We start from the raw sequence: 12,504 nt of genomic DNA on the forward strand, positions 1-12,504 counted from the left end.
CGTGCAGGCCTTGACTACTCGGGCGCAAATCAGGCGCCGCAAGGGAATACACGCGTGAACGCAAATATCGTAACGAAACTGCTGGGTTTTACTGCCGCATTGGGTCTTGCCGCCTCCGCACCGAACGTGTTGGCGCAAGGAGCCGCGCAGGAGGCAAATCCGTTGGGTTTACCAGACCAGCCCACATTGCTGGCCGATCCCAATCCGAATGTCCGCAAAGCGACAGCTGTTGTGAACGGACACGTCATCACCGGCACCGATCTTGATCGCCGTGTCGCCCTGCTGCTCAATGCCAATCAGGCGGAAATCAGCGATGAGGAGCTTCAGCGTGTGCGTGCGCAGGTGCTGCGCAACCTGATCGACGAAACATTGCAGATCCAGGCCGCAGAAGCCGAAGAAATCGTGATTTCGGATGCCGAGGTGGATCAGACTTTCGCCCGTGTCGCGGCGCAGAACAACCAGCGCGTCGAAGACATGGAAGCCTATCTGGCGCAAGTCGGATCTTCTTCCGCCTCGCTCAAGCGCCAGATTCGCGGCGAACTGGCGTGGCAGCGCCTTCTCCGCCAGAAGGTTGCGTTCTTCGTCAACGTCTCGGCGGAAGAGGTCAACGAGATGATGGAGCGGCTCGAAGCGTCGAAGGGAACGGACGAATACTGGCTCTGGGAAATCTTCCTTTCCTCCACACCTGAGAACGAGGCGGCTGTCGAAGCCAACGCAGCGAAGATCGTTGAACAACTCCGCCAGGGTGCAAGTTTTGCCGCATATGCCCGTCAGTTCTCGGAAGCGTCTACTGCCGCCGTCGGTGGTGACCTCGACTGGATCAGCCTCGCACAACTGGGCGACCCGCAGCTTGAATCCGTTGTGAGCCAGATGCAGGCAGGACAACTGGTCGGACCCATCACGATACCGGGCGGCTACTGGATCGTCTATCTGCGCGACAAGCGGCAGATACTTATGGCTGATCCGCGTGATGCATTGCTCAGCTTGAAGCAGATTCAGATCGCTTTCGATCCCGCTGCTCCCATCGAGCAGAACCAGGCGAAACTACAGGGCTTCACCGCTGGCTTAGAGAGTTTGAAGGGCTGCGGCAGTGTCGATGAAATGGCTGCCGCGTTGGGTGCGAACGTCGTAACGAACGACCAGATCCGTGCCCGCGCTCTGCCGGAGCAGTTGCAACAGATAATCCTCGACCTTCAGGTTGGCGAGACCACTCCTCCCTTCGGTTCGGTCGAAGAAGGCGTACGGGTCTTGATGCTGTGCGGTCGCGACGATCCGGAAACTACATCAGGACCGGATTTCGAAGAGTTGATGGCGCAGATCGAGGATGAGCGGATTAACAAGGCTGCGCAGCGCTACCTGCGCGATCTCCGCAACGACGCCTATATCGAATACAATTGACCGCCTTGCTGCTTCCCCTCGCCGTCTCGCTAGGCGATCCGGCGGGGATAGGGCCGGAAATTATCGCGGCAAGCTGGGCGCGACGCCAGGAAGAGAGGCTTTCGCCGTTTTTCGTAGTCGGCGGCGCAAGGGTTCTTGATGCGGCTTCGTGCACTCGTGGCCTCCAGGACATCATATGTCTGGTCGGAAGCGCAGAAGAAGCACTCGAAGTGTTCAACGATCGCCTGCCGGTCCTGGACACTTCGGATGCCGAATATACACCCGGCGAGCCGACCGAAGAGGGTGCGGCCCTGGCACTGCACTCGCTGGCCGAAGCCACTCGCCTTGCCCTTCTGGGCAAGGCTTCAGCGGTAGTCACCGCGCCGGTGGCGAAAGCTCAATTGGCCGCCGTTGGATTCGAGTTTCCGGGTCAGACAGAATTCCTGGCCGAATTTTGCGGTCTGAACCAAGATGATGCCGTCATGATGCTGGCAGGTCCCAGCCTTCGCGCTGTCCCGCTCACAGTTCATTGCGCTCTTGCCGACGTACCCAAGCGCCTCTCACAGGAATTGATTATCAGACGGGCGCGTATTGTGGCCACCGCCCTCCGGCGCAATTTCGGCATAGAGAACGCGAGAATCGCCGTTTGCGGCCTGAATCCCCATGCTGGCGAAGACGGGCGTTTCGGGAACGAGGAATCGCATATCATCGCGCCTGCCATCGCGGAACTGCTGGCCGACGGCCTCTCCATTACCGGTCCCCATTCCGCGGATTCCGTCTTCACGCCTCGCGCGCGCGAAACTTATGACGCTGCGCTCGCCATGTATCACGACCAGGCGCTCATTCCTCTCAAAGCGCTCGATTTCGACGAGGGTGTGAACGTCACTCTCGGCCTTCCGATCGTTCGAACCAGCCCGGATCACGGGACGGCTTTCGATATTGCCGGGAAAGGTATCGCCGATCCCGGAGCCATGATTGCCGCCCTCAGGATGGCAGGCGAAATGGCAGTGCGACGCGCCTCCCATGGTTGACCTCCCTCCCCTGCGCGAAGTCATTGCGCGGCATGGACTTTCGGCCAGCAAGGCCTTGGGCCAGAATTTCCTCTTTGACGAACAGTTGCTGGACCGCATCGCAGCAGTGCCGGGCAGCCTCGAGGGAAAACGCGTGCTCGAGATCGGGCCCGGACCGGGCGGGCTGACACGTGCGTTGCTGCGAGCGGGAGCCGATGTCACGGCGATCGAGATGGACAGGCGATGCCTTCCTGCCTTGTCCGAATTGACGATGGCTTTCCCTGATCGATTGCGTGTGATCGAAGGAGATGCACTCAAACTGGACCACAACGAACTGATGGGCGGCGAACCCTTCGCGATCCTCTCCAACCTGCCGTACAATGTCGGTACCGCGCTATTCACACGCTGGATGGGCGGGGAACTCTGGCCGCCGCAATGGACCTCGCTGACCTTGATGTTCCAGCAGGAGGTCGCTCAGCGCATTGTCGCGAAACCGGGCATGTCCGCCTATGGACGCCTTGCGGTTCTTGCCCAATGGCGTGCGCAGGCCAGGCTGGCGATGAAAGTCCACCGCAGCGCCTTCACGCCGCCGCCCAAGGTGATGAGTGCTATCATCCACGTGGAACCGGGCATTATGCCGAAGGGCGTTTCCGCCAGAGTTCTGGAACGTGTGACCGAGGCAGCATTCGGTCAACGGCGCAAGATGCTTCGGCAAAGTCTCAAGGGGGTTCCCGGTGCTTTAGGCGCGCTGGAGGCCTTGGGACTAGATACTCAACGGCGTGCTGAAACGCTCGAGGTGTCAGACTTCGTGGCGATCGCCCGAAAGCTAAGCTAGGAGGTCTGGCTCTCCTGTGCTGACAGCTTGCGCAGCAGCTGCGCGGCAATATCCAGCGTCTGCAGTTTCTCGGCAAACTGCACCACAACTTGCGGATTGTCGGCCAGCGCATCGCCCAGTTCGTCGAGCGAGGCCGCCACGCGATCCATATCGTCGATCGTGATCAAGGACCTGTGAAGCGGCGCGGGCACCGCGCGTCTGGCAGGTTCGTCCCGCTCGCGAAATTCCTCCATGATGCGCTGGAATGCGCGGTCCACGGACGCCTGTGGCGGAGCGTCCGGAAACCAGTCTGCCACTTCTGCCTGTTCGAAGAAGGATATTCCGGCCTGATCGACGCCTCGCCAGACAATCCGGCCGGGCGCGGACAATGCCCCGCGTCTCAGCTCGACCTCATGGCCGATGCTCGGCAAACTCTGTCCTTCGATCAGAGCGCCCACTGGGGACAGATTGCATAACCGCACCACGGAGTTGCCCGGTAGGGCATGCATATTCGCCTGCACCAGCAGGTCGACCCGCTCTTCGCGGCGATTGTGTAAACCATCGGCAGGCAAGGTTCGCGACCCCTTTCTTATAGTGCCGGGATCCGCCTATCCTCAAACGCTTACCATATGCTTGACCGAAGTTTCAGAAAGCCGCTTTCCGGCGCTGTCGCCACTGATGAAGCAGGGGCTCCGTATAGCCACTGGGCTGCTCGACACCCTTGAAAATAAGATCCTTGGCGGCACTGAACGCCGGACCATTTTCGTTTTCGAGCAGCGGTTCGTAAAAAGGGTCGCCAGCGTTCTGCTGATCCACTTTGGCGGCCATCCGCCGCAGCGAATCCATCACCTGCTCTTGGGATATCACCCCGTGCAGAAGCCAATTGGCGATATGCTGGCTGGAAATGCGCAAAGTCGCACGGTCTTCCATCAACCCTACATCATTGATGTCGGGGACCTTTGAACAGCCCACTCCGTGGTCGATCCAGCGCACGACGTAGCCAAGCAAACCCTGGCAATTATTGTCGAGTTCCTCCCGTATTTCGTCAGCCGACCAATTGGCCCCGTCGGCCAGTGGTATGGTCAGGAGTTCGTCGAGCTTCGCCGCATCACCCAGCCCCTTCTGGATTTCGAATACATCCTCGCGGAGATAGTGGATGGCGTGCAGGGTTGCAGCGGTCGGACTTGGCACCCACGCCGTGTTTGCTCCGGCGCGCAGGTGACCGATTTTCTCGATCATCATCTGCCCCATAAGGTCCGGGGCGGCCCACATGCCCTTGCCGATTTGTGCGCGGCCCGAAAGACCGTGCTCAAGGCCGATCCCGACATTGCGGGCCTCGTAAGCCCTGAGCCAGGCAGAGTTTTTCATCTCGCCCTTGCGCTTCATCGGGCCCGCTTTCATCGAAGTGTGGATTTCATCGCCGGTACGGTCGAGGAAGCCGGTATTGATGAAGACGATCCGGTCTTTCACCGCGTGGATGCAGGCAGCAAGATTGGCGCTGGTGCGGCGTTCCTCGTCCATCACGCCGACCTTGATAGTATGGCGCGGCAGGTCGAGCAGATCCTCTACCGCATCGAACAGGTCGTTGGTGAAGGCGCATTCCTCCGGCCCATGCATCTTGGGCTTCACGATATAGATGCTACCCTTGCGGCTATTGCCGTATTTCCCCAGTCCCGCGATGTCCTGCGCGCTAATCGCGCTGGTCACGACCGCGTCGAGAATACCCTCGGGAATTTCCTCTCCGTCCCAGCGTATGGCAGGGTTGGTCATCAGGTGGCCGACATTGCGCACGAACATCAGGCTGCGGCCCGGAAGGGAGCGGCGCGTGTCGTTCGCATCGGTGAAATGCTTGTCGCCTGCCAGCTCGCGCGTGACGGTCTTTCCCCCTTTGTCGAAACTTTCCGATAGATCGCCGCGGATGATGCCAAGCCAGTTCCGATAGGCCAGTAACTTGTCCTCGGCGTCGACTGCCGCGACCGAATCCTCGCAATCGGCGATGGTGGTGAGCGCGGCTTCAAGGACGATGTCCGAAATACCCGCTTTGTCTGTGCGACCTACCGGATGTTCCCGATCAAACTGCACCTCGATGTGCAAACCATTATTCCGGAACAGGAGACCCTTGTCGGTACGTCCGACATACTGCTCCTGATCTATCAGATTCCCGTAATCTTCACTTTCAAGATTGGCCCAGCTCCGCTCCGCCAGTGGCAGCGTTTCGTCGAGAAACTTTCGCCCTTGCGCGATAACGGCCGCGCCGCGATCCTCGTCATAGCCGCCCGGCTTTGCCGGCGGAGCGTCGAGTGCATCGGTGCCGTAAAGCGCATCGTATAGGCTGCCCCAGCGCGCGTTGGCTGCGTTGAGCAGGAAGCGGGCGTTGAGGATGGGCACGACGAGTTGCGGGCCAGCCATGGTTGCGATCTCGGGATCGACGTTTCTTGTCTCGATGGTGAACTCGCCCGGCTCGCTTACGAGGTAGCCGATCTCTTCCAGAAAGCGGCGATAGGCACCTGCATCGTGCGGCTGTCCCTTGCGTTCGATATGCCAGGCATCGATCTTCGCCTGCAGTTCCTCGCGCTTGTTTAGCAAGGCGCGGTTACGGGGAGCGAATTCGCCGAGAAGACCGGCAAACCCTTCCCAGAACTGGTTCACATCGAGATCCAGCGGAGCCAGAACCTCCCGCTCGAAAAACTCGGCAAGAGCCGGATCGGTTTGAATACCGGCGCGGGTCACGTAATTGGTCATGGAACTCCTCTGGGTAGATCGTGCGACTGGCGATGTAGACCCGGGGAGGAGTGGTACGACCTATGCCGCCAGTGGTTGACGAATGCAAGGTGCGGGGTGGACTTGACCCGCGCGAGCCTTAAGGAAGTTGCCGATGAAACCGGATACTGCGCCCCAAGCCTTTCTAGACGCAATCGATGCGGACACGATGCTGCGCGAAGTGCAGGATTGGTCCGCGATCAACACCGGCACGGCGAATATCGAGGGACTGGAGAAAATGGCAGGCGTATTGGCCGATGCCTTCTCTGCCCTTCCCGGCGATGTCGAACTGGTGCAGCCTGCAACGGTTACCGCGATTTCCGCCGAGGGCCGCGAATACGAAAAGCCGCATGGCAAGCACCTTGTCCTGCGTGTGCGGCCCGAGGCTGAACGCCGCTTCGTGCTGACCGGGCACATGGACACCGTGTTTCCGGCGGATCACCCCTTCCAGACAGTGAAGTGGCTCGACGATGACACCATCAACGGCCCCGGCACGGCGGATATGAAGGGCGGCCTCAATATCATTCTCCATTCGCTCAGGACATTCGAGACGATCGAAGGCTCTTCGCGAGTGGGCTACGAGGTGATGATCAACTCGGATGAGGAAACGGGCAGCCTCGCCAGCCGCGGATTGATCGAGGAACTCGCGCGCGGGAAATACGCCGCTCTGACCTATGAACCCAGCGCCCTGCCCGACGGCACGCTCGCCCACGCGCGCGGCGGAACCGGCAATTACTCGATCACCATTACCGGGCGCAGCGCCCACGCAGGTCGCAACCCGCAGGACGGGCGCAATGCCATCGTCGCGGCGTCCGATCTCGTCCTGAAGATCAAAGGGCTCGAGGCGGAGGACATTACCGTCAATCCTGCCAAGATCGAAGGCGGCGCAGCGAACAATGTCGTGCCCGATCTCGCCATCCTGCGCTTCAATATCCGGCCCAAGTCGACCGACGCCATGAACCGTTTTGACGGTGAGCTTGGCGCGATCCTCAGGGGTATCGAAGCCGAGCACGAAGTCGGCATCCACCGCCATGGCGGGGTCACACGGCCACCCAAACCGGTGGACGACAGGGCCCAACGCCTGTTCGACCTCGTGAAGGCATGCGGCGCCGAACTCGGCCAGCAGATCGGCTGGAAGTCCACCGGCGGGGTGTGCGACGGCAACAATATCGCCGCCACCGGCGTTCCTGTGGTCGACACCATGGGCGTGCGCGGCGGGGCGATCCACAGCCCCGACGAATTCATGATCGTATCTTCGCTGCGGGAGCGTGCGGCACTCTCCGCGCTGGTCCTCACGAAGCTATCCACCGGAGACCATTTGTGACCTTTCGCCTGCGCGCCACGCATATCGACGATCTTGAACACCTCTATGAAATGGCCAAGCTGACCGGTGGCGGCTTTACCAACCTGCCTGCCGACCGGAATGCGCTGACCAAGAAGCTCAATCGCGCCGATGAAGCGTTCTCACGAACCGACGGCGATCTGGGCGACGACCAGTTCACACTCGTGCTGGAGAACACCGAGACTGGCCAGGTTCGCGGCACTTGCCAACTGTTCAGCCAGGTCGGACAGCAGTGGCCGTTCTACTCGTATCGCCTGACCACGCTGACCCAGCACAGCCAAGAACTCGACCGTACGGTACGCGCCGAATTGCTCAGCCTGGTAACCGATCTCGAAGGGTCGTCCGAAGTCGGTGGATTATTTCTCCATCCGGGTGAACGCGCCGGGGGGCTGGGCCTGCTTCTTGCACGTAGCCGCTATCTCTTCGTCGCGATGCATCGCAGCCGGTTCGCCGATCGCATAATCGCGGAATTGCGCGGAGTGATCGACGACCGCGGTGGTTCACCCTTCTGGGACGGCGTTGCCGGGCGCTTCTTCGGCATGACCTTCCAAGAGGCCGATTATTTCAATGCGATCAACGGAAACCAGTTCATTGCCGATTTGATGCCCAAGCATCCGGTCTATGTAGCCATGCTGGATGACGAGGCGAGGAAAGTGATCGGCGTACCCCACCCTTCCGGGCGCGCGGCGATGCGGATGCTTGAGAACGAAGGTTTTTCGGCCGAAGGCTATGTCGACATCTTCGATGGCGGCCCCACTATGACCGCGCGTACCGATCAGGTGAAAAGCGTCCGCGAGGCAAAGCCAGCACGCGTGGCTGCAACCGATCTCGACATCGGGGAACGCGCATTGATTGCCACGGGTGAACTCTCCGGCTTCAAGTCAGCCTACGGTATGCGGGATTTCAGCGAGGATGGCAGTGTGTCGATCGACGAAATCAGCGCCACTGCACTTGAGGTCGGCGTGGGAGACACCGTTTGGAGCGTGGCGCGATGAGCCTCGTCGAGATCAATTTCGACGGTATCGTCGGTCCAAGCCACAATTATGCCGGTCTCAGCCTCGGCAATATCGCCAGTGCAAGTCACAAGGGCGACGCTTCCTTTCCTCGCGCCGCAGCGCTGCAGGGCATCGCCAAGATGCGCTCCAATATGGCCTTGGGTCTGGCTCAGGGATTTCTCTTGCCGCTGCCCCGACCCAATCTCCAGCTGATGCGAGACCTGGCAATCGACGACAGCACGCCTCGCCAGCTTCTCGCGGCCGCCTGGTCTGCATCGAGCATGTGGACCGCCAATGCGGCCACGGTCAGCCCCGCGCCGGACACCAGGGATGGCCGCTGCCACCTGACGCCTGCCAACCTCGTGACCATGCCGCACCGGGCACAGGAATGGCGCCATACGCAGGCGCAGCTCAAACTGGCCTTCGGCGACGAACGGCATTTCACCATTCATGACGCCGTCCTTCCTGCGTTCGGCGATGAAGGCGCCGCCAACCACATGCGGTTCTGCGAAGGCCACGGTACGCCCGGGGTCGAGGTGTTCGTCTGGGGCAGGCAGGGTGGCAAGTTCCCTGCCCGTCAGCATGAACAGGCCAGCCGCGCCATTGCGCGCCTACACGGCCTCGATCCAGACAAATGCGTCTTCATTGAACAGAACCCGGATGCCATCGAAGCGGGCGCATTCCACAACGACGTCGTTTCCGTGGCGAACGAACGCGTATTGTTCACGCACGAGCGCGCGTTTGCAGACCAGCAAGGCGCCTACGGAGCAATCCGAGCGGCATTTCCCTCGCTGGAAGTGGTCGAGGTGCCGGACAGTGCGGTCAGCCTCGAAGAAGCCATTCGCACGTACCTGTTCAATGCTCAGTTGATCACCCTCCCGAGCGGCGAAATGGCGCTCGTCGTGCCGAGCGAATGTCAGGAAAGTGCGAGCGTGTGGAGCTGGTGCGAACACATGCTCTCCGGCAACGGGCCGATCCGCAAGGTCATTCCTGTCGACGTGCGTCAGTCCATGGCCAACGGCGGCGGCCCCGCCTGCCTGCGCCTTCGCGTGGTGGCGGACCCGGCGACGGTGGATCAGCGCTTCATGCTCGACGAGGCCAAGGCCGAGCGGATCGAGGCCGTGATCGCAGAAATGTGGCCCGAGACGATAGAGCCCGCCGAGATCGGCGATGATGCCTTGGCCAAGCGCGTAATCGAAGCACGCGAAGCTTTGCTCAGTGTCCTATCCTTGGACACTCTCGTATAATCCCGGCTCACAAAGGTTAATCGCCTCGACAGCGCGTCGGGCGATCTTACATTCGTTCCCTGGTTAACCACGCAAATGGGCAGGAACGTGTCTCTGGCACGGGCATTGCACAGAGGAAGGTTAAGGAAGGAGCGTAACGCGTCCATGTGGACCAAAGTCAAAAGGCTGTTCGTGATCAAGACGCGCTTCGAAGCGTATCTGATCATCTACGCCCTTGCCTTGGGCGCGATGACGCGCGGCGCTCAATATACCGTCGAATACCCCGGTGTCGGCGGATACCTCCTGATGGCAGCCACTGCCGGTGCGGTATTCCTTGGCGGTGCGAAAATTCTCGACGCGATCCGGTACGAGCGCGAATCGAAGAAAGCCGAACCCCAAAAAGCGGCTCCAAGAAACTAGCCAACGGCGGGCTTTCCGCCCGGGAGCGGAACCTTATCTCTAATTTATCAGTATTACCGATTGGATTAACCGGTAGGATCGAGGACACCCATGTCTCGGGGAAATAACGATAGAGGCCAATTGCGGCCTTCGCGTCAGGCCCATGAACCGGTCAAGGATCTCGGGCATCCGTCAGGTCCATTCGCCGGTTCAACTGGACTGCTGTTCGAACAGGCCATGGCGCAGACCCGCATGGCCGTCTGCCTGAGCGATCCCCATATCGCCGATGATCCTATCGTCTTTTGCAACCAGGCATTCCAGCAGCTTACCGGTTACGATGCAGAAGATATCATCGGGCGGAACTGCCGCTTCCTTCAGGGCCCGGATACGGACCAGAGGCAAGTCGACAAGATTCGCGAGGCGATCCGCACCGAAGACGTGGTGGTGGTGGAACTTCTCAACTACCGCAAGGATGGAACGACCTTCTGGAATACGCTCCATCTTGGGCCGATTTACGACGAGGAAGGCAAGCTCAAATACTTCTTCGGAAGCCAGTGGGATGTAACCGACGTCCATCAATCGAGGGACGAGGAACGCCATGCAAAGGCCATGGCAAGAGAAGTATCTCACCGACTGAAAAACGTCTTCGCAGTGATCGGCCGGATCGTGAACATCACCGGGCGGTCGATGGATGCAAAGCCAGTGGCCGTCAAAATCAACGAACGCGTCCAGGCCCTTGGCCGCTCCTACGAACCCACTTTAGACGAAGCGGCGCTCGGGACCATCCACGTCGGGCAAGCCATTCGTTCGGTTCTATCTCCCTATGACCCGGAAGGAAACCGGGTACATTTCAACGGCAACGGCGTGCGAACCGAACCCAATGCTATTTCTGCTATCGGCCTGACACTGCACGAGCTGGCGACCAATGCCACGAAATATGGTGCGCTGTCGAAAGACGGCGGCACCGTCGAAATTTCCTGGGAACACACCAAGGATAAACACGGCCGGGCCGCCCTGCAGGTCGACTGGGTAGAAAGCGGAGGGCCGAAGATCGATGGGCCGCCTGACTCCAACGGTACCGGCTTCAACATTGCCGATTCACTCCTTGCTCACTCGCGCGGAGTGCTCGAGCGGGATTGGGAGCCCGACGGGCTGAAAGCTCGACTCATCATTCCGATCTCGAACGGATAAGCCTCTACATGAACACCTTTCTTGTGCTCGAAGACGAGCCTTTCATCTCGATGGATCTCCAGTTCGCATTCGAAGATGCCGGATATTCGGCCGTATCCGCAGTCGATAATGAAGAGGCTTTCGCCCACATTGCGGACCGCATCATCAAGGGTGCGATACTCGACGTGAATCTAGGCTGCGGCCAGACCTGCGAGCCCACGGCAATGAAGCTCAAGGAGCTTTCGATCCCCTTCGTGCTGCATACGGGCGATCTCGACCGTGCGGGAGAGCATCTGAGGGGGCTCAAGGCACCCGTCATTGCCAAGCCCAGGCCGGCCGACGACGTGGTCTCGCAAATTGTGAAACTCGCGGATGAAACGCAGGACTGAATGAAGGTGGGGGTTTCTGTTGCTAGCTACCCCCGGAGCCCCGGAATCCGCTTCTGTTGCCCGGTGGGTCCAACCGCGCTTTAGCTTTGTAAATTCAGGCCGTTAGGCCGTCAAATTACGCTGCGAGAGCGAGTGCTTCGTTATCGTTGGCACTTGTGTGTTGCGAACAGTTTTACGGGGTACTCAGCCCGGGCAAAAACACTGTCTTTCAGCACACGTCGATCCTAGTTCGGCCCCGTCAGAAACCGCGATCTTTCCGCGGGTTATGGTGGAGCCGCCGGGTACTGCCCCCGGGTCCGTTGTACCTATTACACAGCGCCATTTATCGCCATATCCGGTCGAAACCGGCGACTCCCATATAGCGATCGATCGCTTAATGTGAAGTGTATCGCTCTGCCGCAAAGGCAAATGGGAGCATTCCTATCCCATAGGGCCTTTCTCTGGCGCATAGTCGGGTCGCGCGGCGCGCAATTCGTCGCGAATTTCCTTGAGGAGATCGACTTCGCTCGGACCGGGAGGCGTCACGACCTCTTCGGGCTTGTCCTCGAATTCCGCCATCACGCGCTTGGCATAACGCACCAGCAGGAAGACGATGAACGCCAGGATCAGGAAGTTGATCACCGCAGTAATGAAGCTGCCATAGCCGATCATCGCCGCGCCGGCTTCCTGGAGCGCGGCATAATCGTCCATCGGGCCCTGGTACCCTTCGGGCACGTCGAGCAGGATGAAATAGCGCGAGAAATCCGCCCCGCCGAAGATCGCGCCGATAAGCGGCATGATGATCTCGTCGGTCAGCGACTTGACGATTGCGCCGAAAGCCGCGCCGATGATCACCGCAACGGCCAAATCCATGACATTGCCCTTCGCGATGAAGGCCTTGAAATCCTTGAGCACGTGCTATCCCTCCAGCAATCCGGTTGACCCTGGTTTCCTTACTGGCATGACAAATGTGCGCTCTCAAGTCCGCTTCGCTTGAAAGCCCGCGCAGCCGTGCTATCTGGATAAGACAGTTTCGCATTCAG

Annotated in this window: 12 protein-coding genes and 1 other RNA gene; 9 read left to right on the forward strand and 4 right to left on the reverse strand. The window is 59.9% G+C overall.

Features of this window, described 5'->3' with window-relative positions:
* Positions 1-54: 54 nt before the first annotated feature.
* The 3 genes from GRI69_RS01895 to rsmA are packed head-to-tail and all read left to right on the forward strand — an operon-like array spanning position 55 to position 3,222.
* Complete coding sequence (locus GRI69_RS01895) at positions 55-1,398, forward strand: peptidylprolyl isomerase (RefSeq protein ID WP_160726617.1); 1,344 nt, start codon at positions 55-57, stop codon at positions 1,396-1,398.
* Positions 1,395-2,408: a 4-hydroxythreonine-4-phosphate dehydrogenase PdxA gene (pdxA, locus tag GRI69_RS01900; protein WP_160726618.1), complete on the forward strand. Its 1,014-nt coding sequence runs from the start codon at positions 1,395-1,397 to the stop codon at positions 2,406-2,408. Before GRI69_RS01895 ends, pdxA begins: the two co-directional genes overlap by 4 nt.
* A complete protein-coding gene (gene rsmA / locus GRI69_RS01905; RefSeq protein WP_160726619.1) occupies positions 2,401-3,222 on the forward strand; it encodes a 16S rRNA (adenine(1518)-N(6)/adenine(1519)-N(6))-dimethyltransferase RsmA in 822 nt (273 codons plus the stop codon). The genes pdxA and rsmA overlap by 8 nt, the downstream gene beginning before the upstream one ends.
* Here rsmA and GRI69_RS01910 read toward each other — a convergent pair.
* Both GRI69_RS01910 and GRI69_RS01915 read right to left on the reverse strand, forming a co-directional pair.
* Positions 3,219-3,773, reverse strand: coding sequence for a PilZ domain-containing protein (locus GRI69_RS01910; RefSeq protein ID WP_160726620.1), 555 nt, complete (start codon positions 3,771-3,773; stop codon positions 3,219-3,221). The two genes, rsmA and GRI69_RS01910, sit on opposite strands and share 4 nt — an antisense overlap.
* Before the next feature lie 73 nt (positions 3,774-3,846).
* A complete protein-coding gene (locus tag GRI69_RS01915) occupies positions 3,847-5,943 on the reverse strand; it encodes a malate synthase G (protein ID WP_160726621.1) in 2,097 nt (698 codons plus the stop codon).
* A gap of 133 nt (positions 5,944-6,076) precedes the next feature.
* Here GRI69_RS01915 and GRI69_RS01920 point away from each other — a divergent pair, with 133 nt between their 5' ends.
* From GRI69_RS01920 to GRI69_RS01945, 6 genes are all read left to right on the forward strand, one after another.
* Positions 6,077-7,285, forward strand: a complete 1,209-nt coding sequence (locus GRI69_RS01920; protein ID WP_160726622.1) for a hydrolase — start codon at positions 6,077-6,079, stop codon at positions 7,283-7,285.
* Entirely contained in the window at positions 7,282-8,298 is a 1,017-nt protein-coding gene (locus tag GRI69_RS01925) for an arginine N-succinyltransferase (RefSeq protein ID WP_160726623.1), read from the forward strand. The genes GRI69_RS01920 and GRI69_RS01925 overlap by 4 nt, the downstream gene beginning before the upstream one ends.
* Positions 8,295-9,545, forward strand: a complete 1,251-nt coding sequence (locus GRI69_RS01930) for an N-succinylarginine dihydrolase (protein WP_160726624.1) — start codon at positions 8,295-8,297, stop codon at positions 9,543-9,545. The genes GRI69_RS01925 and GRI69_RS01930 overlap by 4 nt, the downstream gene beginning before the upstream one ends.
* Positions 9,546-9,689: 144 nt before the next feature.
* Positions 9,690-9,944 (forward strand): hypothetical protein, encoded by a 255-nt coding sequence (locus GRI69_RS01935; protein ID WP_160726625.1) that lies wholly within the window; start codon positions 9,690-9,692, stop codon positions 9,942-9,944.
* 120 nt (positions 9,945-10,064) lie between these two features.
* Positions 10,065-11,114 (forward strand): PAS domain-containing protein, encoded by a 1,050-nt coding sequence (locus GRI69_RS01940; protein ID WP_237452888.1) that lies wholly within the window; start codon positions 10,065-10,067, stop codon positions 11,112-11,114.
* An 8-nt stretch (positions 11,115-11,122) separates the two neighbouring features.
* A complete protein-coding gene (locus GRI69_RS01945) occupies positions 11,123-11,482 on the forward strand; it encodes a response regulator (protein ID WP_160726627.1) in 360 nt (119 codons plus the stop codon).
* A 42-nt stretch (positions 11,483-11,524) separates the two neighbouring features.
* On the opposite strand, the gene ssrA is transcribed toward GRI69_RS01945, so the two are convergent.
* Positions 11,525-11,869, reverse strand: a transfer-messenger RNA (tmRNA) gene (gene ssrA, locus GRI69_RS01950).
* 33 nt (positions 11,870-11,902) lie between these two features.
* Positions 11,903-12,376 (reverse strand): large conductance mechanosensitive channel protein MscL, encoded by a 474-nt coding sequence (gene mscL / locus GRI69_RS01955; RefSeq protein ID WP_160726628.1) that lies wholly within the window; start codon positions 12,374-12,376, stop codon positions 11,903-11,905.
* Positions 12,377-12,504 lie beyond the last annotated feature (128 nt).

This window comes from Qipengyuania vulgaris (assembly GCF_009827325.1).
Lineage (GTDB): Bacteria > Pseudomonadota > Alphaproteobacteria > Sphingomonadales > Sphingomonadaceae > Qipengyuania > Qipengyuania vulgaris.

Coding starts and splice junctions, on each gene's coding strand:
- GRI69_RS01920 (WP_160726622.1), top strand. CDS start 6,077: ATGAAACCGGATACTGCGCCCCAAGCCTTTCTAGACGCAATCGATGCG.
- rsmA (WP_160726619.1), top strand. CDS start 2,401: ATGGTTGACCTCCCTCCCCTGCGCGAAGTCATTGCGCGGCATGGACTT.
- GRI69_RS01930 (WP_160726624.1), top strand. CDS start 8,295: ATGAGCCTCGTCGAGATCAATTTCGACGGTATCGTCGGTCCAAGCCAC.
- GRI69_RS01945 (WP_160726627.1), top strand. CDS start 11,123: ATGAACACCTTTCTTGTGCTCGAAGACGAGCCTTTCATCTCGATGGAT.
- GRI69_RS01935 (WP_160726625.1), top strand. CDS start 9,690: ATGTGGACCAAAGTCAAAAGGCTGTTCGTGATCAAGACGCGCTTCGAA.
- GRI69_RS01915 (WP_160726621.1), bottom strand. CDS start 5,943: ATGACCAATTACGTGACCCGCGCCGGTATTCAAACCGATCCGGCTCTT.